26 protein-coding genes and 1 pseudogene are annotated in these 26,312 nt (G+C 63.6%); 17 read left to right on the top strand and 10 right to left on the bottom strand.

Annotated features, from left to right (window positions below):
* The first annotated feature begins 104 nt into the window (after positions 1-104).
* A complete protein-coding gene (locus tag ACVINW_RS33660) occupies positions 105-1,442 on the top strand; it encodes a dicarboxylate/amino acid:cation symporter (RefSeq protein WP_456755246.1) in 1,338 nt (445 codons plus the stop codon).
* Between the two features lie 416 nt (positions 1,443-1,858).
* Positions 1,859-3,070 carry an ABC transporter substrate-binding protein gene (locus ACVINW_RS33655; RefSeq protein WP_456755245.1) on the top strand — a complete coding sequence of 404 codons (1,212 nt, stop codon included), beginning with the start codon at positions 1,859-1,861 and terminating at the stop codon, positions 3,068-3,070.
* Positions 3,071-3,762: 692 nt separating this feature from the next.
* Here ACVINW_RS33655 and ACVINW_RS33650 read toward each other — a convergent pair.
* From ACVINW_RS33650 to ACVINW_RS33615, 8 genes are all read right to left on the bottom strand, one after another.
* Positions 3,763-3,906, bottom strand: coding sequence for a hypothetical protein (locus ACVINW_RS33650; RefSeq protein ID WP_456755244.1), 144 nt, complete (start codon positions 3,904-3,906; stop codon positions 3,763-3,765).
* 54 nt (positions 3,907-3,960) lie between these two features.
* Positions 3,961-4,167, bottom strand: coding sequence for a hypothetical protein (locus ACVINW_RS33645; protein ID WP_456755243.1), 207 nt, complete (start codon positions 4,165-4,167; stop codon positions 3,961-3,963).
* A 335-nt stretch (positions 4,168-4,502) separates the two neighbouring features.
* A complete protein-coding gene (locus ACVINW_RS33640; RefSeq protein ID WP_456755242.1) occupies positions 4,503-4,751 on the bottom strand; it encodes a hypothetical protein in 249 nt (82 codons plus the stop codon).
* A 180-nt stretch (positions 4,752-4,931) separates the two neighbouring features.
* Positions 4,932-5,141 (bottom strand): cold-shock protein, encoded by a 210-nt coding sequence (locus ACVINW_RS33635; protein WP_456755241.1) that lies wholly within the window; start codon positions 5,139-5,141, stop codon positions 4,932-4,934.
* 396 nt (positions 5,142-5,537) lie between these two features.
* Entirely contained in the window at positions 5,538-6,491 is a 954-nt protein-coding gene (locus tag ACVINW_RS33630; protein WP_456755240.1) for an amidohydrolase family protein, read from the bottom strand.
* 159 nt (positions 6,492-6,650) lie between these two features.
* On the bottom strand, positions 6,651-7,163 hold the full coding sequence (locus ACVINW_RS33625; protein WP_456755239.1) for a lipocalin-like domain-containing protein: 513 nt from the start codon (positions 7,161-7,163) through the stop codon (positions 6,651-6,653).
* A gap of 80 nt (positions 7,164-7,243) precedes the next feature.
* A complete protein-coding gene (locus ACVINW_RS33620) occupies positions 7,244-8,005 on the bottom strand; it encodes a hypothetical protein (protein ID WP_456755238.1) in 762 nt (253 codons plus the stop codon).
* 184 nt (positions 8,006-8,189) lie between these two features.
* On the bottom strand, positions 8,190-9,743 hold the full coding sequence (locus tag ACVINW_RS33615; RefSeq protein ID WP_456755237.1) for a winged helix-turn-helix domain-containing tetratricopeptide repeat protein: 1,554 nt from the start codon (positions 9,741-9,743) through the stop codon (positions 8,190-8,192).
* 163 nt (positions 9,744-9,906) lie between these two features.
* Here ACVINW_RS33615 and ACVINW_RS33610 point away from each other — a divergent pair, with 163 nt between their 5' ends.
* Positions 9,907-10,959: an alpha/beta fold hydrolase gene (locus tag ACVINW_RS33610; protein ID WP_456755236.1), complete on the top strand. Its 1,053-nt coding sequence runs from the start codon at positions 9,907-9,909 to the stop codon at positions 10,957-10,959.
* A gap of 88 nt (positions 10,960-11,047) precedes the next feature.
* A complete protein-coding gene (locus tag ACVINW_RS33605) occupies positions 11,048-11,431 on the top strand; it encodes an ArsC family reductase (RefSeq protein ID WP_456755235.1) in 384 nt (127 codons plus the stop codon).
* 281 nt (positions 11,432-11,712) lie between these two features.
* Here the strand turns inward: ACVINW_RS33605 and ACVINW_RS33600 are convergent, their stop codons facing one another.
* Positions 11,713-12,330: a hypothetical protein gene (locus ACVINW_RS33600; protein ID WP_456755234.1), complete on the bottom strand. Its 618-nt coding sequence runs from the start codon at positions 12,328-12,330 to the stop codon at positions 11,713-11,715.
* 455 nt (positions 12,331-12,785) lie between these two features.
* Between ACVINW_RS33600 and ACVINW_RS33595 the strand changes: the two genes are divergently transcribed.
* The 7 genes and pseudogenes from ACVINW_RS33595 (at position 12,786) to ACVINW_RS33565 (ending at position 19,332) form a co-directional block, all read left to right on the top strand.
* Positions 12,786-13,541: an ABC transporter ATP-binding protein gene (locus tag ACVINW_RS33595; RefSeq protein WP_456756557.1), complete on the top strand. Its 756-nt coding sequence runs from the start codon at positions 12,786-12,788 to the stop codon at positions 13,539-13,541.
* Positions 13,534-14,277, top strand: a complete 744-nt coding sequence (locus ACVINW_RS33590; protein ID WP_456755233.1) for an ABC transporter ATP-binding protein — start codon at positions 13,534-13,536, stop codon at positions 14,275-14,277. The genes ACVINW_RS33595 and ACVINW_RS33590 overlap by 8 nt, the downstream gene beginning before the upstream one ends.
* A 39-nt stretch (positions 14,278-14,316) precedes the next feature.
* Positions 14,317-15,537 (top strand): ABC transporter substrate-binding protein, encoded by a 1,221-nt coding sequence (locus ACVINW_RS33585; RefSeq protein WP_456755232.1) that lies wholly within the window; start codon positions 14,317-14,319, stop codon positions 15,535-15,537.
* Positions 15,538-15,602: 65 nt separating this feature from the next.
* Positions 15,603-16,466, top strand: a complete 864-nt coding sequence (locus tag ACVINW_RS33580; RefSeq protein WP_456755231.1) for a branched-chain amino acid ABC transporter permease — start codon at positions 15,603-15,605, stop codon at positions 16,464-16,466.
* Between the two features lies 1 nt (position 16,467).
* Entirely contained in the window at positions 16,468-17,436 is a 969-nt protein-coding gene (locus ACVINW_RS33575) for a branched-chain amino acid ABC transporter permease (protein WP_456755230.1), read from the top strand.
* 143 nt (positions 17,437-17,579) lie between these two features.
* On the top strand, positions 17,580-18,224 hold the full coding sequence (locus tag ACVINW_RS33570) for a DUF47 domain-containing protein (RefSeq protein ID WP_456755229.1): 645 nt from the start codon (positions 17,580-17,582) through the stop codon (positions 18,222-18,224).
* 102 nt (positions 18,225-18,326) lie between these two features.
* Positions 18,327-19,332 (top strand): annotated as a pseudogene (locus tag ACVINW_RS33565) (anion permease).
* On the opposite strand, the gene sugE reads toward ACVINW_RS33565, so the two are convergent.
* Positions 19,333-19,647, bottom strand: a complete 315-nt coding sequence (sugE, locus tag ACVINW_RS33560; RefSeq protein ID WP_456755228.1) for a quaternary ammonium compound efflux SMR transporter SugE — start codon at positions 19,645-19,647, stop codon at positions 19,333-19,335. It abuts the pseudogene before it with no gap.
* 152 nt (positions 19,648-19,799) lie between these two features.
* Here sugE and ACVINW_RS33555 point away from each other — a divergent pair, with 152 nt between their 5' ends.
* From ACVINW_RS33555 to ACVINW_RS33530, 6 genes are all read left to right on the top strand, one after another.
* Positions 19,800-21,419: a peptide chain release factor 3 gene (locus ACVINW_RS33555; RefSeq protein WP_456755227.1), complete on the top strand. Its 1,620-nt coding sequence runs from the start codon at positions 19,800-19,802 to the stop codon at positions 21,417-21,419.
* A gap of 222 nt (positions 21,420-21,641) precedes the next feature.
* Complete coding sequence (locus ACVINW_RS33550) at positions 21,642-22,253, top strand: hypothetical protein (RefSeq protein ID WP_456755226.1); 612 nt, start codon at positions 21,642-21,644, stop codon at positions 22,251-22,253.
* 230 nt (positions 22,254-22,483) lie between these two features.
* Positions 22,484-23,068, top strand: coding sequence for an NnrU family protein (locus ACVINW_RS33545; RefSeq protein WP_456755225.1), 585 nt, complete (start codon positions 22,484-22,486; stop codon positions 23,066-23,068).
* 2 nt (positions 23,069-23,070) lie between these two features.
* A complete protein-coding gene (gene panB, locus ACVINW_RS33540; RefSeq protein WP_456755224.1) occupies positions 23,071-23,892 on the top strand; it encodes a 3-methyl-2-oxobutanoate hydroxymethyltransferase in 822 nt (273 codons plus the stop codon).
* A gap of 10 nt (positions 23,893-23,902) precedes the next feature.
* Complete coding sequence (locus tag ACVINW_RS33535) at positions 23,903-25,495, top strand: class I adenylate-forming enzyme family protein (protein WP_456755223.1); 1,593 nt, start codon at positions 23,903-23,905, stop codon at positions 25,493-25,495.
* 155 nt (positions 25,496-25,650) lie between these two features.
* Complete coding sequence (locus ACVINW_RS33530) at positions 25,651-26,307, top strand: tetratricopeptide repeat protein (protein WP_456755222.1); 657 nt, start codon at positions 25,651-25,653, stop codon at positions 26,305-26,307.
* The last annotated feature ends 5 nt before the right edge of the window (positions 26,308-26,312 follow it).

The following is a 26,312-nucleotide window of genomic DNA, read 5'->3' as shown; positions in this document are numbered from 1 at the left end:
GATTCGTGTGCGTGCGCGGCGACCCGAATGGCCATTGTCGCTTGCGTGCGGCTCCGCCAAGATGGCATCACGAGTTCGAGTTCACTTCCAGCCCGGGGCACCTCATGACGACAGACGCGATCAAGCCCGCAGCCCATCACAAGCATCAGCCCTGGTACAAGATCCTCTACATCCAGGTGTTGATCGCGATTGTCGCGGGCGTCTTGATCGGCCACGTCTATCCCGGCCTCGGCAAGCAATTGAAGCCGCTCGGCGACGGCTTCATCGCGCTGATCAAGATGATGATTGCGCCTGTCATCTTCTGCACCGTGGTGCACGGCATCTCCTCGATGGGCGACCTCAAGCGGGTCGGCCGGGTCGGGTTGAAGACCCTGATCTATTTCGAGGTGGTGTCGACGGTGGCGCTCGCGGTCGGGCTTTTGGTCGGCGAGCTGCTGCAGCCGGGCCACGGCTTCAACATCGATCCCGCCACCATCGATCCGAAGTCGGTCTCCACCTACGTCACGCAGGCAAAAGAGCAGGGCATCGTCGCCCATCTGATGGCGATCATTCCGGACAGCTATTTCGGCGCCGTGGCGCGTGGTGATCTGCTGCAGGTGCTGCTGATCTCGATCCTGTCGGGTTTCGCCATTGCGCTGATGGGCAAGGCCGGCGAGCCGATCGCCGAGGCGATCGACAAGGCCGCCAAGATGTTCTTCGGCATCATCCGGCTCATCGTCCGCGTCGCGCCGCTCGGCGCGTTCGGGGCGATGGCGTTCACGGTCGGCGCCTACGGCCTCGGCTCGCTGGTCAATCTGGCAGCGCTGATCGGCACATTCTATCTCACCAGCGTGCTGTTCGTGCTGATCGTGCTGGGTGCGATCGCGCGGCTGGCCGGCTTCTCCATCATCCGCTTCATCGCCTATATCAAGGACGAGCTCCTGATCGTGCTCGGCACCTCGTCGTCGGAGACGGTGCTGCCGCAGATGATCCAGAAGATGGAGCATCTCGGCGCCTCGCGCTCGGTGGTCGGCCTCGTGGTGCCGACCGGCTACAGCTTCAATCTCGACGGCACCAACATCTACATGACGCTGGCGACGCTGTTCCTGGCGCAGGCCACCAACACCCATCTGACGATCTGGCAGGAGCTCGGCATTCTCGGCATCGCCATGATCACCTCGAAGGGCGCCTCCGGCGTCACCGGCGCCGGCTTCATCACGCTCGCCGCGACGCTGTCGATCGTGCCCGACATTCCGATCCAGTCGATCGCGATCCTGGTCGGCATCGACAAGTTCATGAGCGAGTGCCGTGCGCTCACCAATCTGATCGGCAATGGCGTCGCCTGCGTCGTGATCAGCCTGTCCGAGGGCGAGCTCGACAAGGACGCGCTGCATGAGACCATGGCGCATCCGCTCGAACTCGGCGAGGCGCTGGAGCCGGGCGGGACCGGCGGAGCAACATGAAGGAAAGGGGCCGTCGCAGGGAGGCAACCAAAATACCGAGGAACAACCCCATGCAAAGGAGCCGGCGGCGCCCGGCTTCGGCCGAACGGCTTGACACGTCGGGCAACTCAGGGGTATTTTTCTAAAATACCGAAATTGCACGAGCTTCTGCATATGGTCCATCAGTCGCGGGCGGAGCGGGAAACGTGCCATGTTCGCCGCCGCGGCTGAGGTCGTGAACCCCTGACGTGGGAAGGGCCTCCACTGCAGGGTGACGAATATCCGCGGAGCTATGAGCGCATCATGCGCCCTCGATAGCGACGCTTCCATACCGCCGCCTTTGTGCAACCGCAGCAAATCACGCCACGGTTTGGTAGCGCTCGCTCGGATCGGAAAAATCTGATAGCGTGCATGGCGGCGTAGTTGCGAGGTAGCACATGAAAACGATTTTCAGTGTGATCTTGGTCGCGGCCGCTCTCGTGAACAATTCGGCCGACGCGCAATATACCGATGACGTCGTCAAGATCGGCGTATTGACCGATATGTCGAGCATCTATTCGGACATCGGCGGTCCTGGCGCGGTCGTGGCTGCTAAGCTCGCGGTCGAAGATTTTGGTGCAACTGCCAAGGGCATGAAAATCGAAATCGTCAGCGCCGACATGCAAAACAAGCCTGACGTGGGCGCCAGCATTGCCAACAGGTGGTTCGACGTCGAAAAAGTCGACGTGATCGTTGACGGCATGAATTCCGGCGTTTCACTGGCCGTGAGCGAGATCGCCCGCCAAAAGAACAAGCTGTTCCTGGTGACGGGCGCGGCAACGTCGGACCTCACCGGTCCGAAGTGCAACACCAATACCATTCACTGGGTCTACGATACCTGGGCGCTCGCCAATAGTACCGGCAAGGCGACGGTACAGACGGGTGGCGATACCTGGTTCTTCGTCACCGCCGACTATGCGTTTGGGTATGCTCTTGAACGTGACGCAGGGGCGGTCGTTGAAGCCAATGGCGGAAAAGTGCTGGGCAAGGTCCGGGTGCCGATCAACACCAGTGACTTTTCGTCGTTTCTGCTCCAAGCACAAGCCTCCAAGGCCAAGGTGATCGGTCTCGCTAACGCCGGCGGAGACGCTACAAATGCGATCAAGCAGGCTGCCGAGTTTGGAGTTGTCAGAGGAGGGCAGAATATCGCAGGTCTGCTGTTGTGGGTGAGCGATATCGCAGCCCTTGGTCTGCCGATAACGCAGGGCGTCGTTTTGACCGAGGCCTGGTATTGGGACATGAACGACAACAACCGCATCTGGACGAAACGCTGGCAGGTTGAGCGCCCGGGCAAGGTCCCCACTTCGGCCCAAGCAGGTGTCTATTCGGCCGTGACTCACTATCTCAAGACGGTCGAAGCGCTAAAGTCTGACGCGGATGGCCGCGCCGTCGCCGCCAAAATGAAGGAGATTCCGACCGACGACCGTCTTTACGGCAAAGGAATCATCCGGGCGGACGGACGCAAAATCCACAACATGTATCTCTTTGAGGTAAAAGCACCCGCCGAATCGAGATACTTCGGCGACTTCTACAAAGTGCGCGCCACCATCCCGGCAGCAGAAGCCTTCCGACCGTTGCAAGATGGCGGGTGTCCCCTCGTGAAGGGCTGATCACCAGCGCATCTGCGGCGACGAGCCGCCTTCTGAGGTCGCATCATAGATGCACTTGCCGCCGCGCACGATACCGCTGTCCCGATGATCGACCCTCCATCGTCCGCGCGCGGTTTCGTCTGGATCCGGGCCAATGCTGCTTGCGGGCCTTGGTTACGACGCCGATTAGATCAGAGAGCTTGCCATAAAGATGACGTGGCAGTGGATGTCGTGCCGACAAGATGCTGGTGTTTCATGCCGCGTTCGTGCTGTACGGACCGAGACATTAAGAGCCGCGTTCTCTGAGCGGCTTTCCGCCGCCGTGCGCAGGTCTCTCACCGAGCTGTTCATTGCGAGCGGCCCGGCCGATGATTCCGGACGACCTCGCATCCAGTACCGCCCGCGAAACGTCTATTGCTGCTTTCGCGCGCAGCACCTGTTCTCGCGCAAGGTGATTGGATCGATCCAGATGTATCATTCAAAGGTAGAGCCACTGTCGAGCAAGTTCGAGGGGCGACGCCGAGCCTTGCATCGTGAGTGCTTCGGAGATGGACGATTCACGAATCCCATTGCTTTGCAGTATTCGGCGCATTTCGTCGCGCCGGCTGCTGCCTTGCTGATCGGGCGAGTTTGTAAATCGTTGCTCAGCGCTGCAGTACCGGACGCTGATGGTCCGCTTCGCTGCGGTTCGTGGACGCGACCGGAGACCTTTCTCAATGGCTGAAGCGCAGCTTGATCGCTGCCTCCGATCGCCCGAGTTCGAGCGCTATCAGCCGGATACTCAAATTCGAAGCGCGCAATTTGAGGAGCTTTTCATCCTCCTCCTGCGACCAGAGCCGACGTTCGTTGCGGGGCATCCGAGGCAATCCCTTAACCGATTTGGCGGTCTCGATAGACGGATCAATTTCAGCCTAATGCGGCGGGGTACGGTGACACCCTTCATTGCCGCTGCCACCTTCCTCCGGCGGGAAGGGTTCCTGCGTTTTGCGGCCGATGAAGGTGTCGGGAGGTGAGGTCTCCTTGAGCAACCTGATCGAGCGCTGGATCGCTTCGCGTGACTGTGCAGCGAGGTCTAACCAGGCTTGTTCTAATCGATTGACGCTGTGCCGACCGGCCATGCGCGCGCTCCATCGCATATGCAGGCGGGAGCGCTGGCGGGTCTCTCAGCCACCGACGCCTACGGGCAGAGCCTCGGCCGGTGATGAGTGACAGTACATCCAAATGCAGTTTGCTACCAGTTCTTCTTATCACCACAAAGGCCAGGACACCTTGAACGGTATTCCCACGGCACGCGTCAGATAATCCGAATGGCAGAAAGCGCGATGTGCTGTTTTGCGACCTGAAGCGATGCCCCTGCAACGTGAGCCGCCTCGTATCTGAGGCTTCCGAATGGAGCGGGCGTCGTCGTGCATCTCTATCGATGCATTTGATGCTGGGAGTTGATCTGGGACGACTAGGAAAGCTTCGCCACGCGCTTGGCCCGTGGCGTCCTCTTGGCGAGCCGTGCAGCTGGCGCCGCATTGGCCGCAGCCTCGACGTCGCGGGCTTCGCGAAGCGCACGCAGCCGTTCCATGTTCTTGCGGATGGCCTGCGCCTCGCGCTGTACGTCGGCGATCGCACGCGCGCCTTCTTCGGCCGCAATACGCTTGCGCTCGGCGAGCGCAAGGCTTGCGGGCGAGGACTCTGGCGGGTTCCTGGCCATCGCTGATCCTTTCCCATAAAGGCGCCAAAGCCCGCCCAATCCTCAGCCGAGAGGGATCGAGCGGGCTGCGACGTCATCCCAGTACATCCGTGAGAATGACGCCACCGGCTTGCGACGTTGTGCTGGGCCGATGTTGGCCCATCTCAGGAAAACGCGTCAGGCGCGACATCCCGAACTGTTTCAAGCCAGCTGGAGATTCTCTGCGCTCGTCTTGCCGCGCATCTTGTCGGTCTTCAGCTCGAAAGAGAGCTTCTGGCCCTCAGCCAGGCCGGACAAACCGGCGCGCTCGACGGCGCTGATGTGAACGAACACATCCTTGCTGCCATCGCTCGGCTGAATGAAACCAAAGCCCTTCTGACCGTTGAACCACTTCACTGTACCTGTCGTCATCTTGTCGTCTCCAATGCGCATATGCGCCATCGTGCGCAGGATCGCGCGTTATCCATTCAACTGGCGATGTCTTTGGAGGAGGGCCGCTTTGACCATTCAACAAGGCGCAACGGCTAATCGAATAATCCGAGTATATGCACTTCTCGCGCGAATACAAGCTCGCCGTGAGCCGGTTCCATTCCTGCTGTCGTATGGTCGCATCAACGACCTCGGCGATGGCGTCGCCTGGGCCGTGATCAGCCTCCCAGAAGGCGGACGTTCGACCAGGCAACTTGACACGTGAGGCATCAAGGTATTCTTCTAGTATTCCGAAATTGCCCAAGCGTTCGCTCCTGCGGAAAAGCCGCCATCTTCCGAAGTCGCCGAGGGCGAGAGCGGACTCGGCAGCAACTTGGTTCAAGTCCAGCGAAGCCGCGCCAGGATTGCGCGACCCATGATCCAGTTCTTGTCGCTCTCGCTGAGGAACGGAAGCTCCTCCGTGAATTGCGTTACGCGCTGCCGGTAGGTGGCTCTCGCGAATGAATTGGTTATGTCGGTCCCCCAGTGGCATCGCTCCGGCCCGTAGGCGTCGAACAGGCGGTGGATATGCGGGATCACGTCACGGAATGGATAGGGTTCAGTCGAAATCAGCGGGACCGACGACAATTTCACCGACACATTCGGATATTTTGCGAGCGCGGCAGCCTGGACGATGGCTTCCGCCACCACGTTGTTGCTTGCGGATCCCGATGAATCGGCATGCGGGCGAAGACCCGCGCCGACGCCCATGTGGTCGATGATGAGCGTAAGTTGCGGGTGTCGCTCGGCGATACCGGCGAACAGCGATGTCTGGCCCGATGTGAGAAACATCACAGGCAGGCGGGCCTTCTCCGCCGCCGGCCAGAACCAGTCCGCGGTCCCGTCGGTCAGCCATGCCGCTTCGCCGGGGCCGAAGTTCAGCCTCACGCCGAGCACGCCGGGCTGGTCGCGCCAGCTCGCAAGCCGTGCCGCGCGGTCGGGCTTGTCGAGGGCGACACGCGCCATGATGGCGAAGCGGCCGGGGTACCGTTTGACCGCCTCCTGGGCATAGTCGATGCGCTCGCCTTCGAGCGACGCCGGCGGAACGATCACGACGCGATCGACGCCGGCTTCGTCCATCAGCGGAATTATTCGCTCGATGGTGAAGGGCTCCGGAAGCTGCGGTTTGGCACCGGGGAGCCAGGGTCTTTGCGGGGTGCTCGCCGGCCACAGGTGAACCTGCGAATCAACGATCACCCGTTTTTGCTGCGCGACCGTTGTCACGGCGTGCTGCATTGACAGCGCGACGCCGGTCGCGACGGTGCCGGTCAGAAAACTACGGCGCGAAGGCATACGGTGTACTTCCTGCTCTGTGGTTTTAATCACCCGCGAATGTCGATCGGTATGGCGCCCCCAGGCAGATCACAGCAGGTTGGCTCGCAAGATTGAGGATCACACCAGGAATTGCGCCATGGATAACGCAACGGACAGCAGCGGAATCGCCCGAGCCATTCACTTTGCTCGCTTCCAAATCACGTCGACAACGTCCCTACCGGGAGGACGGACAGTCAGCGACAGTTGATCCTCCACAATTCTAACGAGGCGCTTCTGATCGGTGCCATTCCAGTTTGGAAAGGAACTTCCCTCGACGTGAATTGCGATGCTACTATCTGCCTCGTTGGTCGAATACGTTCCGAAATAGGTTATCGTTCCGTCGGCCGTTTCCTTGTTCTCTTCGGGCGTACCTTGCCACAAGGCGTTGCTCGTATACTTGGGGCGGTCTGATTTCATCACCGTTATGATGTATCGCCCATCCGTATCAAAGAACGCAATGCCCTTCGGGTCGGTCCCGTAGCGCCTGACGATCGTACCGTCAGGCTTCTTCTGCTCCCAGGCGATCAGGGTCCATGTACCGACCAGCCGCTGCTTGAGCGACTGCATCTGACCTCTCGCGTCGGACGTCATAGCGAAAGCGCCAAAGGCCACGATCGAGCATGCGGCAAAAATTGCGCGCAAGATTTTCATCAGTCTTGCTCCTGTTAGCATGGCAGTGCTGAGCGAACTGAGCAGCCGCCATGATCGGCACGTGGTCGCGGGTCATACAGTCAATTCTTAGCAACGTTCACGCCCTTGAGGCCTGTCGCGTCGATCGCCCTCTGCACTACACCCGTCCGTTTTGCTTCATCGACGAGCGCCGCAAGTGCAGCCTGCACCTCTGCCGAGCGATCTTTCGGAAGCGCGGCCGCCACACGAACCATCGCAAATGCGCCGGGTACGATTTTGGCACCGGGCAACGCATTGGCTGCAGGGTATCCGACCCCGGAGTCCGCCCCAAATACGTCCGCCTTGCCCGAGCGCAGCAACTCGGCCGCGTCAGCCGCGATGGTCGGGCTGAGTGGGATACGGACGATCTCGGCCGCCTTGATCTCCCGGGTGAGCACGCGCTCCGAGGGAGCTCCGCGAATGGTGCCGATCTTGACACCGGCCTTATCGACCGAGGGGATGTCGGGGAATTCCTTTCCTGGCGCCGCGACATAGATGAGACTAATGACCCACAGGTCGGCGGTAGAGGTGGACTTATCGGCAGGAGCAAGAACTCGGGGTCCGATTGCGACGTCCCATTCACCTTTGCCGAAGCTTTGCTGGTATGCATCCGGACTAGGATACATCACGGGTTCGACCGCCACGCCGAGCTTCTGCCCAATGAACCGCGAGACCGGCTCAGCCACGCCACCGAGCACGGTGATGTCAATCATGCCGACGCGTAACTTTCCACTTGGGGCGATCTCCGGCGCTGGAGCTGTCTGCCCAAATGCCATGCCAGACAACGTTATGAACAACGCGACCGAAAGAAGAAGCCGAACCATCAGGCGCCCCTTTGCTTGGACAGGTCGATCCTATCAGCGGACGGGCAACCCGGCCATTACTACCGAATTGGTAGGGCTCGCGAGGCGATGTTGCCTACGGGTCAACTCGACAAAACTCAAAGTCAGCATAGCGCGTTGGTTTTCGGGCGCATCGCGAATGATCGTCGCGTCCTCCCGAGCGGTGTCAGTCCGGGACGCCGGCCGCCTTCAGCGTTTCACGATAGGTCGCGGACATCGATTGCACCGGAAACGGAATCCGCGACAGGAAGCTGGAGATCGAAAACTCCGGATCGACCTTAAGCAGCTCGCGCGCGGTCTGGGTCGCGCGCGCGGAGTCGCCGGTCTTGACCAGAGCCACGATCAGGACGCGGAGGGCGACTGCGAAGCGACGGTTCTGCGCCAGCGCCTTGTCGGCCCACGTCACCGCCTCGGTGAAATTCTGGTCGAGCACCGCGCAGATCGCGAGCGCCGCGGACGCGAACCAGCCGCGGGGGTCGCGCGGGTTGAGCCGTTGCGCGCGCTCGATCATCGCGCGGCCAACGTTCTGGTTGCCGCGCATCGCCTCGATCCAGCCGCCGAGCACCAGCGCCATCGCCGAGTTCGGATTGATCGCAAGCGAGCGCTCGAACAGTTCGCGCGCGGGCTCGATCTCGTCGGCCATGTTCCAGATCGCGAACGCCGCCATCCACAGCACCTGCGGATCGCCGGGCGCAAGCTCCACCGCGCGCCAGGCCTGCGCGACCGCGCGCTCCCGGTAGGAGTCGTCAGGCTTCAGCCAGCCCTGGACATGGCGCATCGCATGGCAATAGGCCGACGCCGCCAGCGCGGGCGCGTAGGTCGGATCGAGCGCCAGCGCCTGGTCGAGGCAATCGAGCGCGGCTTCCATGCTCTCGGGCGTGAACTCGTACCTCAGACTGTAGGCGCGCAGCAGCAGATCGTAGGCGTCGAGCTTGTCGGGTGGCGCGGCCCGCACCCGCTCGGCCTCTGCGACCAGCATCGTCGGCTCGATCGCGCCGACCACGGTCTCGGTGATGCGATCCTGCAGGTCGAACACGTCGTTCGCCGCACCGTCGAAGCGATCGGCCCACAGATGCGCGCCGGAGGTGGCGTCGATCAGCTGGCCGGTGATGCGCAGGCGATCACCGCCGCGGCGGACGCTGCCCTCGAGCACATAGCCGACGCCGAGCTCGCGGCCGACCTGGCGGATATCGACCGCCTTGCCCTTGTAGGTGAAGGCGGAGTTGCGCGCGATCACGGTGAGGCGGCTGCAACGGGCGAGCGCGGTGGTGATGTCCTCGGCGATCCCGTCGGCGAAATAATCCTGCTCCGGATCGCCGCTCATGTTGGTGAAGGGCAGCACCGCGATCGACGGGCCCTCGCTCGGTCGCGGCGGCGCGGCGTTGTCGGCAACCGGACGAGCGGACGCGCTGTCCTCCCGGACATCGCCGACGAAGCGGAGGCCCTTGCGGGGCAGGGTGCGGATCAGCCGCTGCGCCTCGCCATTGTCGCCGATCGCGGTCCGCGCCGCGTTGACCCGGCTGCTCAGCGTCGCCTCCGAGACGATCCGGCCGTGCCAGACCGCGGCCAGCACCTCGTCGCGGCTGACGACGCGATTGCGCGCGCGGATCAGGAATTCCAGGAGGTCGAAGACCTGCGGCTCGACGGCCACCAGGGCAGCGCCGCGGCGCAGCTCCCGGCGCTCGGAATCGAGGGTCAAGTCGTTGAAATGGTAAGTCAATTCGAAGAGTCCGGCAGGCGGCGGCTGAATCCGGAGCGGAAGCTAGCACAGGCCGACGGAAGCCAAAATCAAGACGGTCTGAAGAACAAATCCATGTCCTCTGAAAGCGGGCGGGGGCGGTCTCTGCGATAGTGATTTCGACACCAGAGTTAAGGAGATCGCCATGTCCCAACCCACCAACCAGCAACGCCGCCGCTTCCTCGGCATCGCCGGCGGGATCCTCGCCGCGTCCCGGTTTGGCTTGATCGGATCGGCGAGCGCGCAATCCAAGGAGCAGTCCAAGGCGGCGGCGCCCGCGGTCAAGGCCGGCGGCCATACCACGATCGGTCCGGTGAAGCAGATCAAGGCCGGCGTGCTCGATACCGGTTATGTCGAGATGGGTCCGGCGTCAGGTCCTGCTGTCATTCTGCTGCACGGCTGGCCCTACGACATCCACAGCTATGCCGACGTCGCGCCGGCGCTGGCGGAGGCCGGCTATCGCGTGATCGTGCCGCATCTGCGCGGCTACGGCAGCACGCGCTTCCTCTCCAGCGATACCAAGCGCAGCGGCCAGCCGGTCGCGGTCGCCGCCGACATCATCGCGCTGATGGACGCGTTGAAGATCGAGAAGGCGGTGCTCGGCGGTTATGATTGGGGTGCGCGCACCGCCAACATCATGGCAGTGCTCTGGCCCGAGCGCTGCAAGGCGATGGTGTCGGTCAGCGGCTACCTGATCGGCAGCCAGGCGGCCGGCAAGCTGCCGCTGCCGCCGAAGGCCGAGCTGCAATGGTGGTACCAGTTCTATTTCGCGACCGAGCGCGGCCGCGAGGGCTATGCCAGGAACCGGCACGACTTCAACAGACTGATCTGGCAGCTCGCTTCGCCGCAGTGGAAGTTCGACGACGCCACCTATGACCGCAGCGCCGCCGCGTTCGAGAACCCCGACCACGTCGAGATCGTGATCCACAATTACCGCTGGCGGCTCGGCATCGCCGAGGGCGAGGCCAAGTACGACGCCTTCGAGACGACGCTGGCCCAGGCGCCCGTGATCGCGATCCCGACCATCACGATGGAAGGCGATGCCAACGGCGCGCCGCATCCGGAGCCCGCGGCCTATGCCAGGAAGTTCTCCGGGCATTACGAGCATCGCCAACTCGCCGGCGGCATCGGCCACAACCTGCCGCAGGAGGCGCCGCAGGCCTTCGTGCAGGCGATCATCGACGTCAGCAAGGTCTAGACACGTGCCGCCAAGATCGATGTGGAGACCTGATAGCTTCGATCTGGCGCTGCGATGGCTGCGAGGCTAGTTTCCCCGCGGCAATCGCATGCGGGGTACGGCTTTGACCATCACCATCTACGGCATCAAGAACTGCGACACCATGAAGAAGGCACGCGGCTGGCTCGACGATCACGGCGTCGCCTATGATTTCCACGATTACAAGACGGCCGGGATTGCCAAGGACAAGCTCAAGCAATGGAGCGACGAGGTCGGCTGGGAGACGCTGCTCAACCGTGCCGGCACCACCTTCAAGAAGCTGCCCGATGCCGACAAGGAAGGGCTGAACGAGCGCAAGGCGGTGGCGCTGATGGCCGAGCAGCCCTCGATGATCAAGCGTCCGGTGCTCGACCTCGGATTGAAGCGCGTGGTCGGCTTCAAGCCGGATATCTATGCCAAGGAAGTGCTGGCGAAAGCGCGCAAGAAGGGCTGATGCCGGCAGGCTCCGCGCATCTCGAACCATGAGGTCCCGTCGGTGGCCTACATCGTTCGAGACGCCCACATCCTGCGGGCTCCTCGGATGACCGGTCTGAAGGCGGGACAACATGTCCGACGTCGTCCCTGCGAAAGCAGGGACCCATAACCACAGGATCTAATTGTTGAAAGGCTGTGACCCCAGCCCTGCGCAACAATGGCCTTCGGTGGCTATGGGTCCCTGCTTTCGCAGGGACGACACTGAATGTTTGGTGCCGCTCCCCTTAGCTCGAAAGCGCTTTACGTCAGCTCGACCGAATCCTGGCTCGCGGGGCGGACCGCCGGCACGAACCTGCGGTCGATCACCGCGCGCACCGTGACGACTGGGACCGACTTCGCCTTCACGCCCATCAGATTGTGCAGCCGGAAGCCGCCCTCGATGCTGATCGCCTTGTAGGAGCCGATGATGTGCTCGACGGTGTCGCCGCGCCCGAACGGCAGCAGCAGCCGTTCGTAGGAGACATCCTTGCCGTCGGCGTCGGTGACTTCAGCGACCGTATAGGTCGGACGCTTTCGCGCCAGGCAGGCACGATAGGACCGGATCACGCCGGCATAACGCTCCGGGCCGATCGCATCATCCAGATAGCGGTTGGTGCGCAGCCGCGGCTCGACATGCTCGTTGCCATAGGCGGTCGTTAGCCTTGCGCCTTCCTGCGTGATGATGAAACGGGCGGCGTCGCCGCTGCCCTCGACGTCGAAGCCCATCATGTCGGCGCGCTCGTCGGCACTGCCGTCGGTGTGGAAATCGTCGAGCGTGGGAAGCGCGTCCGGCGTGCGCAACGCGCGCAGCCAGGCATTCAGCAGCACGCGCTGCGTGATCGATTTGATCACCGATGGATCGGCGCTTGTGAATGGCATCGGCTAGCCGACGCGCGGGATGGTCGGGCCGCGGGCATAAAGCCGCAGCCACGTGCTGAGGACATCACGTTGCCGGATCGACTTGACGACCGAGGAATTGGCGCTGTGGAAATGCAAGGCTGGTGCCGCTCATCATGTAATGGCCAAAGCTTCGGCGAGAAGGCGGAAATATTCTATGAATGCCGGACTGCGGAGCAAAACACCCTTAATGGTGGCTTTCCGAGGCGCAAAGCCCGCGGAAATACCATTCGACTAAGGATCAACCGGAACAAGCCGTGCCGATACTGCACTGCACAGCTTTCCACCTTGCGTAACTGCCGCAGATGACGGCATATTCCGGCCCGGAGGAGGCGGGCGCCGGACGGTTTCCAAGACGGACCGACGACCTGTCTGACATGAAAAAACTGGCCACGCGGGCGAGGCGCTTCGCGGCGATGGCGTATGGGGGAATCTTTTTGGCCGATGAGTTCATCCTCGAAACCAGCGGATTGACCAAGGAATTCGCCGGTTTCTTTGCCGTTCGCGACGTCGCGCTGAAGGTGCGTCGCGGCAGTATCCATGCGTTGATCGGGCCGAACGGCGCCGGCAAGACGACCTGTTTCAATCTGCTGACCAAGTTCCTGAAGCCGTCGGCCGGCCAGATTCGCTACAAGGGCCAGGACATCACCGCGATGCCGCCCGCCGACGTGGCGCGGCTCGGGCTCGTCCGCTCGTTCCAGATCTCTGCGGTGTTTCCGCATCTGACAGCGCTGGAAAATGTGCGCGTGGCGCTGCAGCGCCAGCATGGTTCGTCATTCGATTTCTGGCGCTCCAAGAGCGTGCTCGACCGCTTCAATCCGCGCGCGCACGAGCTTCTGAACGATGTCGGCTTGAGCGAATTCGCCAACACGCCGGCGGTCGAGATGCCGTACGGCCGCAAGCGCGCACTTGAAATTGCAACGACACTCGCGCTCGACCCCGAGATGATGCTGCTCGACGAGCCGATGGCCGGCATGGGCCATGAGGACATCGACAAGATCGCGGCGCTGATCAAGCGGATCTCGGCCAAATACACCATCCTGATGGTCGAACATAACCTCTCGGTGGTGGCCAACCTCTCCGACATCATCACCGTGCTGACGCGCGGGCAGGTGCTGGCGGAGGGCAACTACGCCGACCTCTCCAAGGACGAGCGCGTGAAGGAAGCCTATCTGGGAGCGGGTCATGGCTGAGGCAAATCTCGCGGAGAAGCCGGTGGCCGCGGCCGGCGCCGAGGTGCTGGCGGTCAAGGATTTGCAGGCCTGGTACGGCGAATCGCACATTCTACACGGCATCAATTTCAACGTGAAAGCCGGCGAGGTGGTGACGCTGCTCGGCCGCAACGGCGCCGGCAAGACCACCACGCTGAAGTCGATCATGGGCGTGATCAACAAGCGCTCCGGCTCGATCCGCTTCGACGACAAGGAGATCATCCGCGCCACGTCGGACAGAATCGCGCGGCTCGGCATCGCGTTCTGCCCGGAGGAGCGCGGCATCTTCGCCAGCCTCGACGTGAAGGAGAACCTGCTGCTGCCGCCGGTGGTGCGTCCGGGCGGGCTGCCGCTCGACCAGATCTTCACGCTGTTTCCCAATTTGAAGGAGCGCCTCACCAGCCAGGGCACCAAGCTGTCGGGCGGTGAGCAGCAGATGCTGGCGATCGCGCGCATCCTGCGCACCGGCGCGCGCTTCCTGATGCTGGACGAGCCGACCGAAGGCCTGGCGCCGGTCATTATCCAGCAGATCGGGCACACCATTGCGCGCCTGAAGTCGCAGGGATTTACGATCCTGTTGGTCGAGCAGAATTTCCGTTTCGCCTCGACCGTTGCCGACCGCTACTACATCGTCGAGCACGGCAAGGTGATCGACGGCTTCGCCAATTCGGAGCTGTCCGCCAACATGGATAAGCTGCATACCTATCTCGGCGTCTGATCGCCCGAGCCAGAAAATTTGAGGACTGAGGGAATCCCCATGAAGAACACGATTTCTGCGCTTCTGCTCGGCACCGCGATGGCGCTCAGCGTCGCGAGCATTGCCTCCGCCGACGACAAGGTCGTCAAGATCGGCGTGTTGTCGGATCAGTCCGGCCTCTACGCCGACCTCGCCGGTCCCGGCTCGACGCTGGCGGCGCAGATGGCGATCGAGGATTCCGGCCTCAAGGCCAAGGGCTGGACCATCGACCTGATCTCCGGCGATCACCAGAACAAGCCCGACATCGGCACCACCATCGCGCGCCAGTGGTTCGACGTCGACAAGGTCGACACCATCGTCGACGTGCCGAATTCCGGCGTCGCGCTCGCGGTCAACAACGTCGTGAAGGAAAAGAACGGCGTCTACATCAATTCGGGCGCTGCGACCTCGGACCTCACCAACGCACAGTGCTCGCCGAACACGGTGCACTGGACCTACGACACCTACATGCTGGCGCACGCCACCGGCCAGGCGCTGGTCAAGGCGGGCGGAGACACCTGGTTCTTCCTGACCGCGGACTATGCGTTCGGCGCGGCGCTGGAGCGCGACACCACTGCGGTTGTCCTCGCCAATGGCGGCAAGGTGGTCGGCGGGGTCAAGCATCCGCTCAACACCGCCGATTTCTCCTCGTTCCTGCTGCAGGCGCAGGCCTCCAAGGCCAAGATCATCGGCCTCGCCAATGCCGGCGGCGACACCACCAACTCGATCAAGCAGGCGGCCGAGTTCGGCATCGTCAAGGGCGGCCAGAAGCTTGCCGCGCTGTTGCTGTTCCTCACCGACGTCAAGGCGATCGGGCTCGAGACCGCGCAGGGCCTGAACTTCACCGAGACCTTCTACTGGGACCTCAACGACAACACCCGCGCGTTCTCCAAGCGCTTCTCGGAGCGGATGAAGAACGGCGCGCCCCCGACCATGGTGCAGGCCGGCGTCTATGCGGGCCTCACGCATTACTTCAAGGCGCTGGAAGCGCTCGGCGGCAATCCGCATGACGGCGCCAAGGTGGTCGCCAAGATGAAGACCATCCCGACCGACGATCCGCTGTTCGGCAAGGGCGAGGTCGAGGCCAACGGCCGCGTCACCCACGACGCCTACCTGTTCGAGGTGAAGAAGCCCTCGGAGTCCAAGGGACCGTGGGACTTCTACAAGCTGGTCGGCACCGTGCCGGGCAACCAGGCCTTCACGCCGCTCGACAAGAGCACCTGTGCGCTCCTGAAGAAGTGACGATCACGCCCGCCGGCCATGCGCGTGGCCGGCGGGCTTCATCTATCTAAGCGAAAGCTCATTCGATGCAGGCTCTCTACGCACAGCTTCTGGTCGGACTGATCAACGGCTCGTTCTACGCGCTGCTCAGTCTCGGGCTTGCCGTCATCTTCGGCATGCTCAACATCATCAATTTCGCGCATGGCGCGCTCTACATGATGGGCGCCTTCGTGGCGTATTTCCTGCTCAATCTGGGCGGCATCAACTACTGGTGGGCGCTGATCATCGCCCCCGTCGTGGTCGGCATCTTCGGCATGATCCTCGAGCGCACCATGCTGCAATGGCTGACCGGGCTCGACCATCTCTACGGCCTGCTCTTGACCTTCGGCATCGCGCTGATCGTGCAGGGCGTGTTCCAGAACTATTTCGGCTCCTCCGGCCTGCCTTACTCGATCCCGGATCAGCTCAAGGGCGGCGTCAATCTCGGCTTCATGTTCCTGCCGATCTATCGCGGCTGGGTGGTGGTGTTCTCGCTGGTGGTGTGCCTTGCCACCTGGTTCCTGATCGAGAAGACGCAGCTCGGCGCCTACCTGCGTGCCGCGACGGAAAACCCGACGTTGGTGCGCGCCTTCGGCATCAACGTGCCGCGCATGATCACGCTGACCTACGGGCTCGGCGTCGGCCTTGCCGCGCTCGCCGGCGTGCTGTCGGCGCCGATCAACCAGGTCCGCCCGCTGATGGGCGCCGATCTCATCATCGTGGTGTTCGCGGTGGTCGTGATCGGCGGTATGGGCTCGATCATGGGCTCGATCATCACCGGCTTCACGCTCGGCGTGATCGAGGGACTGACCAAGTATTTTTATCCCGAGGCCTCCAACACCGTGGTGTTTGTCCTGATGGTGCTGGTGCTGCTGGTGAAGCCAACGGGACTGACGGGACGGGCGGCCTGATATGTCAGCATTGACCGACGATACACTTCCGATGACGCCGCGCGCGATGCGCGACGAGATGATCGTGTTCGCCGTGATGGCGGTGCTGCTGGCGGTGGTGCCATGGACGGGGATCTATCCGTTCTTCGTCATGCAGGCGCTGTGCTTTGCGCTGCTCGCCTGCGCCTTCAACCTCTTGATCGGCTTTGGCGGCCTGCTGTCGTTCGGCCACGCCATGTTCCTCGGCACCGCCGGCTACGTCTCGGCGCATGCGCTGAAGGTGTGGGGGCTGCCGCCGGAGCTCGGGATCGTGGTCGGCACCGCCGCGGCGGCTCTGCTCGGCCTCGTCACCGGCTACATCTCGATCAAGCGGCAGGGCATTTACTTCTCGATGATCACGCTGGCGCTGTCGCAGCTGCTTTACTTCCTGTATTTGCAGGCGCCGTTCACCCATGGCGAGGACGGCATCCAGGGCATCCCGCAGGGCCATTTGCTCGGGATCTTCGACCTCTCGAAGCCGATGGTGCTCTACTACGTGGTGCTGGTCGGCTTCCTCGCCGGCTTCCTGTTGATCTACCGCACCATCAACTCGCCGTTCGGCGAGGTCTTGAAGTCGATCCGCGAGAATGAGCCGCGCGCGATCTCGCTCGGCTACAAGACCGACCAGTACAAGCTGCTCGCCTTCATCCTGTCGGGCACGCTGGCGGGCTTTGCCGGTTCGCTGAAGGTGTTCGTGGCGCAGAACGCCTCGCTCACCGACGTGCACTGGTCGATGTCCGGTGAAATCGTGCTGATGACCCTGGTCGGCGGCCTCGGTACCATCTTCGGCCCGGTGGTCGGCGCCTTCGTGATCATCGCCATGCAGCAATATCTCGCCGGGTTCGGCCAGTGGGTGACCGTGATCCAGGGCGTGATCTTCGTGGCCTGCGTGCTGCTGTTCCGCCGCGGCCTGGTCGGCGAGTTGGCCCATCTGCTCAGGCGGTCGCTGTAAGGGCAGGGGCAGGATTTCGGCCGACATAGCGGTGGACGACCGCCCGTTCGGGCGGTCGTTTCAGGTTTTTTCCCCGCCAGATGCTCTATGACAGTTCTGTGACAGTCGCTAAAAGGGCTGTCCCAGAATGATGGAACAGAGACATGCTGCGCTGGTTTCGCGCCTTCCTGCCCAAGGAAGAGCGGTTTTTCGAGCTGTTCGCCCGCCACGCCCAGACCTCCGTGCAGTGCTCGCTGGCGCTGCAGGACATGCTGAAGGGCGGGGAGGAGACCCCGGTGTTCTGCCAGCGCGTCAATCAGTTCGAGAACGACGCCGACAGCGTCACCCGCGAGGTGCTGACCGCGGTTCGCCGCACCTTCATCACCCCGTTCGACCGCAGCGACATCAAGAACCTGATCACCGCGATGGACGACGCGGTCGACCAGATGCAGGCGACCGCCAAGGCGGTGATGCTGTTCGAGGTGCGCGAGTTCGAGCCGCCGATGCGCGAGATCGGCACCCTGATCGTCGAATGCGCCAATCTGGTCGTCCGCGCGCTGCCATTGTTGCAGGCGATCGGCCACAACGTCTCGATGCTGACCCAGATCACCGAGGAACTGACCAAGCTCGAGGGCCGGGTCGACGATCTCCACGATATCGGGCTCAAGGAGTTGTTCCTGAAGCACCGCAACGCCAACACGATGGACTTCATCGTCGGCGCGGAGATCTACGACCACCTCGAGAAGGTGGCCGACCGCTTCGACGACGTCGCCAACGAGATCAACTCCATCGTCATCGAGCAAGTCTGAGCATGATCCGGAAAAGTGTGGAGCGGTTTTCCGGCGCGACAAACGCGGAACACGTTTGCGCGGAGATCATGCTCAAGAAAACACAATAAAGCGGGGCATCACGTGGACGCCACGCTGGGTCTTCCGGTTCTGACCATCCTGATCGCGGTCGCGCTGCTGTTCGACTTCCTGAACGGCCTGCACGACGCCGCGAACTCGATCGCGACCATCGTCTCGACCCGGGTGCTGCGGGCCGCAATATGCGGTGTTCTGGGCGGCGTTCTTCAACTTCGTTGCCTTCGCGGTGTTCGGCCTGCATGTCGCCAACACCATCGGCACCGGGATCATCGACCCGTCGGTGGTGGATGCGACCGTGATCTTCGCCGCGCTGGTCGGCGCGATCGTCTGGAACGTGATCACCTGGGGCTTAGGCATTCCCTCATCGAGCTCGCACGCGCTGATCGGCGGCCTGGTCGGCGCCGGCATGGCGAAGGCGGGCATCTCAGCGGCGGTGTGGAGCGGGCTGACCAAGACCCTGCTCGCGATCGTGCTGTCGCCGCTGGTCGGCTTCCTGCTGGCGCTGGTGCTGGTCGCGATCGTGTCCTGGCTCTCGGTGCGCTCGACGCCGTTCGCGGTCGATCGCGCCTTCCGCATCCTGCAATTCGCCTCCGCGTCGCTGTATTCGCTCGGCCATGGCGGCAACGACGCGCAGAAAACCATGGGCATCATCGCCGTGCTGCTCTACTCGCAGGGCCATCTCGGCGACACCTTCGAAATCCCGTTCTGGGTCGTGCTGGCCTGCCAGAGCGCGATGGCGCTGGGCACCTTGATGGGCGGCTGGCGGATCGTCCGCACCATGGGGCTTCGCATCACCAAGCTGACGCCGATGCAGGGTTTTTGCGCCGAAACCGGCGGCGCCGCGACGCTGTTCATCGCGACCTATCTCGGGGTTCCCGTCTCAACCACGCATACCATCACCGGCGCCATCGTCGGCGTCGGCGCCGCACGGCGGCTCTCCGCCGTGCGCTGGAACGTGGCGAGCTCGATCGTCTACGCCTGGGTGATCACGATCCCGGCGTCGGCCGCGGTCGCCGCGGCGACGTATTGGGTCGTGCAAATCCTGAAGTAATTAACCGACCAGTTTCAGCCCGACGATGCCCGACACGATCAGGGCGATGCTGGCAAGCCGCATCGCGGTCGCCGGCTCACCGAGCAGGATGATGCCGAGCGTTGCAGTGCCGACCGCGCCGATCCCGGTCCAGACCGCATAGGCGGTTCCAATCGGCAGCGTCTTCAGCGCGAGGCCGAGCAGCAGCACGCTGCCGGCCATCGCCGCCAGCGTCAGCACCGACGGCACCAGCCGCGAGAAGCCCTCGGTATATTTCAGTCCGATCGCCCAGCCGATCTCGAGCAGGCCTGCGGTGAACAGAATGGCCCAAGCCATAACGAACCCTCCGGATAAGGCAGGGTCGTCCCCGCGGGTGATGTGGTGAGGGAAAGGTCGTCCTTTCCGGCCATATATGGGGATCGCGCCGCCGCTCCGCATTGCGACAAAACGCCCTTGATTGCGCCCGTTTTCCCTGCCAAATGCCCGCCATGTCCGACATTTCAGTTTCAGCCGAATCGCCGTCCCGCTCGCCGCTGTCAGAGGAAGTGGCGCGCCGGCGCACTTTTGCGATCATCTCGCACCCGGACGCCGGCAAGACTACGCTGACGGAAAAGCTGCTGTTGTTCGGCGGCGCCATCAACCTCGCGGGCCAGGTCAAGGCCAAGGGCGAGCGCCGCAACACGCGGTCGGACTGGATGAAGATCGAGCGCGAGCGCGGCATCTCGGTGGTCACCTCGGTGATGACCTTCGAATTCAACGAGCTGGTGTTCAACCTCCTGGACACGCCGGGCCACGAGGACTTTTCGGAAGACACCTATCGCACGCTGACCGCGGTCGACTCCGCGGTCATGGTGATCGACGCCGCCAAGGGCATCGAGGCGCGCACGCGCAAGCTGTTCGAGGTGTGTCGGCTGCGCGACATCCCGATCATCACCTTCATCAACAAGATGGACCGCGAGAGCCGCGACACGTTCGAGCTGCTGGACGAGATCGAGAAGACGCTGGCGCTCGACACCACGCCGATGACCTGGCCGGTCGGCCGCGGCCGCGACTTCCTCGGCACCTATGACGTCGTCAATGGCGGCGTGCGGCTGCTGGAAGGCGGCGGCGCCAAGACCGGCGCCACCGAGCAGATCGACATCGCCGATCTCGGCAAGCGCAATCCCAACCTCGACGTCGCCGAGGTCAAGGACGAGCTGGCGCTGGCCTCGGAGGCCTGCAAGCCGTTCGAGCTCGCCGCGTTCCGCGAGGGCCATCTGACGCCGGTCTATTTCGGCAGCGCGCTGCGCAATTTCGGCGTCGGCGACTTGCTCGAAGGCCTCGGCAAGTTCGCGCCGGCGCCGCGCGCGCAGGATTCCGATCTGCGCAAGGTCGATGCATCAGAGCCGCGGATGAGCGCGTTCGTGTTCAAGATCCAGGCCAACATGGATCCGAACCATCGCGACCGCATCGCCTTCGCCCGGCTGTGCTCGGGCAAGCTCAGCCGCGGCATGAAGGCCAAGCTGGTCCGCACCGGCAAGAACATGAGCCTGTCGAGCCCGCAGTTCTTCTTCGCGCAGGATCGCTCGGTGGCGGATGAAGCCTTCGCCGGCGACGTCGTCGGCATTCCCAACCACGGCACCTTGCGGATCGGCGACACCCTGACCGAGGGCGAGGATCTGACCTTCGTCGGCGTGCCGAGTTTTGCCCCGGAAATCGTCCGCCGCGTTCGCCTCACCGATGCGATGAAGGCGAAGAAGCTGAAGGAAGCCTTGCAGCAGATGTCGGAGGAGGGCGTCGTGCAGGTGTTCCGGCCGCGCGACGGCGCGCCGGCGCTGGTCGGCGTCGTCGGTCCGCTGCAGCTCGACGTGCTGAAGGCGCGGTTAGACGCGGAATATTCGCTGCCGGTCGAGTTCGAGGTCTCCGAATTCTCGCTGGCGCGCTGGATTTCCTCCGACGACCGCAAGGCGCTCGACACCTTCATCGCCGCCAACAATTCCGGCATCGCCGACGACGTCGACGGCGATCCCGTGTTCATGGCCAAGAACGAATTCTATCTCGGCTACACGCGCGAGCGGGCGGAGGGCATCACCTTCTCCAACGTCAAGGACGTGAAGAAGAAGGCGTAGCGTTGCATACGCACTGTCGTCCCCCGGCTTGACCGGGGGACCCAGTACGCCGCGGCCTATCCGTTCGATCACCGCTGTCTCTGGAATACTGGATCGCCCGGTCGGGGCCGGGCGATGACAGCGACGGTGTGGCGAGAGAAGCGCGAGGATGTGAACCGGCCCCGCTTGATGCGGTCTGCCCGCGGTACCATGTTCCCCGGAGCGCAATCCGGGTCCGTCTGCATGCTCCGACGCGTCGCCATCTGTCTCGCTTTTGCCGTGCTGGCCTTTGCGTTCGCGAGCGCTGCCTCTGCGCAGCAGCGGCAGCAGACCAACCCGGCTCCGTTCGCACACACGCCTTGCAGTGTGCTCGACGAGGGGCCTTGCATCCCGTCTTATTGCAGTGTGTTCAACACCGGGCCGTGCTTTCCCGAGATGGATTATCCGTACGGCGAAAATCTCCAGCTCACGATCCTGACCGTGCCGCCCGAGGGACAGGCCGATAAGTACCGAAAGCCGGATCATGATCTCAATACCATCGGCGATCTCTTCGCCGCGCTGCGTTCCTGCTGGGCCCCGCCGCCGCCGGACGACGCGCGTGCGGGCATGCAGATGTCGGTGCGCTTCAGCTTCAAGCGATCCGGCGAGATGATCGGCACGCCGCGGCTGACGTTTTCGACGCGGGGTATCCCGGCCGACACCCGCACCACCTACCTCAACGCGATCAATGCCTCGCTGGATGCCTGCCTGCCGCTGAAATTCACCGGCGGGCTCGGCGGTGCGCTGGCCGGCCGCCCGATCATGATCCGCTATGTCGACAATCGGGAGCTCGCCAAGCCGGCCGGCAAGCCGTGAGGAACGTCATTCCGGAGCGATGCGGAGCATCGAACCTCAGATGTGCAATTGCACATCGGGGAATCTCGAAATTGGCTTGTGCGCCCTGTAATCTCGAGAATCCCCGGTGCGCAGTTGCGCACCTGCGGTCTGGCCCTGCGGGCCATCCCGGAATGACGGCATAGGCCGCAACGCATTGCTTTCCGCAGTCTGAAGGTGATACGCGAGGGCATCAATCAGGGAGGAACATCGTGGGACTGCTCGTCATGATCCTGGGTCTCGTGCTGTTCCTCGGCATCCATGTGCTGACCAGCCTGCGCGACCTGCGCGCAGGCATCGTCAATGCCATGGGCGAGGGGGCCTACAAGGGCGTCTATTCGCTGGTGTCGTTCGCAGGCCTTGCGCTGATCATCTGGGGTTTCGGCCACTACCGTGCGACCGGCTGGATCGACGTCTGGACGCCGCCGACCGCGTTCAAGCACATCACGGTGGCGCTGATGCTGCCCGCCGTCATCCTCGTCGTCGCCTCCTACATCCGCGGCCGCATCTACACCACGCTGAAGCATCCGATGCTGGCGGGCGTGAAGCTGTGGGCATTCGCGCATCTGCTCGCCAATGGCGACCTCGGCTCGATCATCCTGTTCGGCTCGTTTCTCGGCTGGGCGGTCTATGACCGGATCTCGCTGAAGCGCCGCGCCGATGCCGGTGCGCCGCCGATCCCGGTGGGCGGCCCGACCAACGACCTGATCGCGATCGCGGTCGGTGTCATCGTCTATCTGGCGCTGGCGTTTGCGTTCCACCCGGTCGTGATCGGCGTGCCTGTCATGGGAGCCTGACTATGTCTGTTCAATCCGCCATCAAGCGCAAGACCGCGCCCGATCTGCGCGCCCGCAAGAACGGCGAGCCGATCGTGATGCTGACGTCCTACCACGCGCACACCGCGGCACTGGTCGACCGCCATTGCGACGCGATCCTGGTCGGCGATTCCCTCGGCAACGTCATGCACGGTTTCGAGACCACGGTGCCGGTCACCCTCGACATGATGATCCTGCAAGGCCGCGCGGTGATGCGCGGCTCGCAGGCCGCGCTTGTTGTGGTGGATATGCCGTTCGGCTCCTATGAGGGGTCGAAGGAGCAGGCGTTCCAGTCCGCGGTGCGGATCATGAAGGAAACGCTGTGCGGCGCGGTCAAGCTCGAGGGCGGCGCGCGGATGGCCGAGACGGTGGCGTTCCTGTCCGAGCGCGGCATTCCGGTAATGGGGCATATCGGCCTGACGCCGCAATCGATCAACACGCTCGGCTCGTTCCGCGCCCAGGGCCGCGAGGAGGAGAGCTGGGCGCCGATCGAGAACGACGCCAAGGCCATTGCGGAGGCGGGCGCCTTCTCGATCGTGGTCGAGGCGGTCGCCGAACCGCTGGCGCGCAAGATCACGCAGTCGATCACAGTCCCGACGATCGGCATCGGGGCGAGCGCGGCCTGCGACGGTCAGGTGCTTGTGCTGGAGGACATGCTCGGCCTGTCGCCGCGCGCGCCGAAATTCGTCCGCCGCTATGGCAATCTCGGCCCCGCGATCGAGAAAGCGATCGCGGGCTATGCGCGCGACGTCAAGAGCCGCGCCTTCCCGGGGCCTGAGCACGTCTACGGCATGAAGAAGAGCTGACGAGGCACGCATGGACTGGTCGCAACACGCACTGCCGCTGATGCGGCTCGAGCCGCGCTTCGGTGACCGCGTCGTGCCGGCATTCGCGGAGCGGCCGGCCAGCCTGTGGGCGATGATCGCTGAAGCGGTTACTCAGAATGGCGACGGCGAGGCGCTGGTCTGCGGCGCGACGCGCATGAGCTGGCGTGACGTCGCCGAGCAGTCGGCCAAGGTCGCGGCGGGCTTTTCAAAGCTCGGGCTTGCGCCCGGCGACCGCGTCGCGATCCTGCTCGGCAACCGCATCGAGTTCGTGTTGACGATGTTTGCCGCCGCGCATGCCGGACTGGTCACGGTGTTGCTCTCCACGCGCCAGCAGAAGCCCGAGATCGCCTATGTGCTGAACGATTGCGGCGCCAAGTGCCTGGTCCACGAGGCCACCCTTGCCGACCGCATTCCGGCCGCCGCCGATATTCCCGGCCTGAAGCACCGCATCGCGGTCAGCGACGACAGCGCGTCGCAATTCGCTCGCCTGCGCGACAATGCTCCGGCCGCGGCGCCGGCGGAGGTGATGGAGGAGGACACCGCGATGATCCTCTACACCTCGGGCACCACCGGCCGGCCGAAGGGCGCGATGCTGGCCCATTGCAACATCATTCACTCCTCGATGGTGTTCGCATCCTGCCTCAAGCTGACCAAGGCCGATCGCTCGATTGCCGCAGTGCCGCTCGCGCATGTCACCGGCGCGGTCGCCAACGTCACCACCATGGCCCGCTGTGCCGGCGCGCTGATCATCATGCCGGAGTTCAAGGCGTCGGAATATCTGAAGGTGGCCGCGCGCGAGCGCGTCAGCTACACGGTGATGGTGCCGGCGATGTACAATCTCTGCCTGATGCAGCCGGATTTCGACAGCTATGACCTGTCGAGCTGGCGGATCGGCGGCTTCGGCGGCGCGCCGATGCCGGTCGCGACCATCGAAAAGCTCGACGCCAAGATTCCCGGACTGAAGCTCGCCAATTGCTACGGCGCCACCGAAACGACGTCGCCCTCGACCCTGATGCCGGGCGAACTGACCGCCGCCCATATCGACAGCGTCGGCCTGCCGTGTCCCGGCGCCGAGATCATCGTGATGGGCGCCGACGGCCGCGAGGTGCCGCGCGGCGAGATCGGCGAGCTCTGGATCCGCAGCGCCTCCGTGATCAAGGGCTACTGGAATAATCCGAAAGCGACCGCGGAAAGCTTCACGGCCGGGTTCTGGCATTCCGGCGATCTCGGCTCGGTCGACGCCGACAATTTCGTCCGCGTGTTCGATCGCCAGAAGGACATGATCAACCGCGGCGGCCTGAAGATCTATTCCGCCGAGGTCGAGTCGGTGCTGGCCGGCCATCCGGCCGTGGTCGAGAGCGCGATCATCGCCAAGCCGTGCCCGGTGCTCGGCGAGCGCGTCCACGCCGTGATCGTGACCCGCAGCGAGGTGAATGCGGAAAGCCTGCGCGCCTGGTGCGCCGAGCGCCTGTCGGATTACAAGGTGCCGGAGACCATGGCGCTCGGCACAACGCCGCTGCCGCGCAACGCCAATGGCAAGGTGATCAAGCGGCAGCTGCGGGAGACGCTGGCGGGGGCGTGATCCGGGCAGGACAACGTCCCCGGTTAACGCTTTGATCCGCCTCGCTTTGCCTTGCCTCCGCCACACCGTTAGGGTAACGCCGCCGCGATGTGGGGATCGGGTAGGGGCTGGGCTCCACCCAGATTCGCGGTCCCGAGGGGATGGGATAGCTTTAAGTGTCTGAATTATTTGACGAAGTAGACGAGGAAGTCCGTCGCGATCAGCTCAAGAAGCTGTGGGACAAGTACTCGATCTTGATCATCGCGCTGGCGGTCCTGGTGGTCGCGGGCGTCGGTGGCTGGCGCGGCTACCAATATCTCGAGGCCAAGAAGGCCGCCGAGGCCGGTGCGGCGTTCGACCGCGCCGTCGAGCTCTCGGATCAGAACAAGCACGCCGAGGCCGCGGCTGCCTTTGCCGACCTGGTCACCAAGGCGCCGTCCGGCTACCGCACGCTGGCGCGGCTGCGCATGGCCGCCGAGGTCGCGACCCGCGATCAGCCGGCCGCCGCAAAACTCTATGACGAGATCGCAGCCGACCGCAGCGTCGGCGGCCCCGACCAGGACCTGGCGCGGATCCGCGCCGCGCAGCTCGTGATGGAATCCACGACCTATCCGAACATGCTGCAGCGGCTCGAGGCTGTGGCGACGTCGAAGGATTCGACGTTCCGTCACTCCGCGCGCGAGTTGCTGGCGCTGTCGGCCTGGCGCGCCAACGATGCCACCGCGGCGCGGCAGTGGCTCGACCAGATTGCCAATGACGGCGAGACGCCGCCGAGCATGCGTTCGCGCGCCGAAGCGCTGCAGGCCTTGTTGCCGCCGGTCGCGAAGAGCTGACCTGG

Source organism: Bradyrhizobium sp. USDA 4461 (assembly GCF_054055655.1).
Note: the sequence above shows the minus strand (reverse complement) of the source record. Positions and strands in the feature narration are given on the sequence as shown.

Bases quoted from the DNA above. Each gene is read 5' to 3' on its own strand.
- ACVINW_RS33660 (WP_456755246.1), top strand. From the start codon at position 105: ATGACGACAGACGCGATCAAGCCCGCAGCCCATCACAAGCATCAGCCC.
- ACVINW_RS33655 (WP_456755245.1), top strand. From the start codon at position 1,859: ATGAAAACGATTTTCAGTGTGATCTTGGTCGCGGCCGCTCTCGTGAAC.
- ACVINW_RS33650 (WP_456755244.1), bottom strand. From the start codon at position 3,906: ATGCCCCGCAACGAACGTCGGCTCTGGTCGCAGGAGGAGGATGAAAAG.
- ACVINW_RS33645 (WP_456755243.1), bottom strand. From the start codon at position 4,167: ATGGCCGGTCGGCACAGCGTCAATCGATTAGAACAAGCCTGGTTAGAC.
- ACVINW_RS33640 (WP_456755242.1), bottom strand. From the start codon at position 4,751: ATGGCCAGGAACCCGCCAGAGTCCTCGCCCGCAAGCCTTGCGCTCGCC.
- ACVINW_RS33635 (WP_456755241.1), bottom strand. From the start codon at position 5,141: ATGACGACAGGTACAGTGAAGTGGTTCAACGGTCAGAAGGGCTTTGGT.
- ACVINW_RS33630 (WP_456755240.1), bottom strand. From the start codon at position 6,491: ATGCCTTCGCGCCGTAGTTTTCTGACCGGCACCGTCGCGACCGGCGTC.
- ACVINW_RS33625 (WP_456755239.1), bottom strand. From the start codon at position 7,163: ATGAAAATCTTGCGCGCAATTTTTGCCGCATGCTCGATCGTGGCCTTT.
- ACVINW_RS33620 (WP_456755238.1), bottom strand. From the start codon at position 8,005: ATGGTTCGGCTTCTTCTTTCGGTCGCGTTGTTCATAACGTTGTCTGGC.
- ACVINW_RS33610 (WP_456755236.1), top strand. From the start codon at position 9,907: ATGTCCCAACCCACCAACCAGCAACGCCGCCGCTTCCTCGGCATCGCC.
- ACVINW_RS33605 (WP_456755235.1), top strand. From the start codon at position 11,048: ATGCGGGGTACGGCTTTGACCATCACCATCTACGGCATCAAGAACTGC.
- ACVINW_RS33600 (WP_456755234.1), bottom strand. From the start codon at position 12,330: ATGCCATTCACAAGCGCCGATCCATCGGTGATCAAATCGATCACGCAG.
- ACVINW_RS33590 (WP_456755233.1), top strand. From the start codon at position 13,534: ATGGCTGAGGCAAATCTCGCGGAGAAGCCGGTGGCCGCGGCCGGCGCC.
- ACVINW_RS33585 (WP_456755232.1), top strand. From the start codon at position 14,317: ATGAAGAACACGATTTCTGCGCTTCTGCTCGGCACCGCGATGGCGCTC.
- ACVINW_RS33580 (WP_456755231.1), top strand. From the start codon at position 15,603: ATGCAGGCTCTCTACGCACAGCTTCTGGTCGGACTGATCAACGGCTCG.
- ACVINW_RS33575 (WP_456755230.1), top strand. From the start codon at position 16,468: ATGTCAGCATTGACCGACGATACACTTCCGATGACGCCGCGCGCGATG.
- ACVINW_RS33570 (WP_456755229.1), top strand. From the start codon at position 17,580: ATGCTGCGCTGGTTTCGCGCCTTCCTGCCCAAGGAAGAGCGGTTTTTC.
- sugE (WP_456755228.1), bottom strand. From the start codon at position 19,647: ATGGCTTGGGCCATTCTGTTCACCGCAGGCCTGCTCGAGATCGGCTGG.
- ACVINW_RS33555 (WP_456755227.1), top strand. From the start codon at position 19,800: ATGTCCGACATTTCAGTTTCAGCCGAATCGCCGTCCCGCTCGCCGCTG.
- ACVINW_RS33550 (WP_456755226.1), top strand. From the start codon at position 21,642: ATGCTCCGACGCGTCGCCATCTGTCTCGCTTTTGCCGTGCTGGCCTTT.
- panB (WP_456755224.1), top strand. From the start codon at position 23,071: ATGTCTGTTCAATCCGCCATCAAGCGCAAGACCGCGCCCGATCTGCGC.
- ACVINW_RS33535 (WP_456755223.1), top strand. From the start codon at position 23,903: ATGGACTGGTCGCAACACGCACTGCCGCTGATGCGGCTCGAGCCGCGC.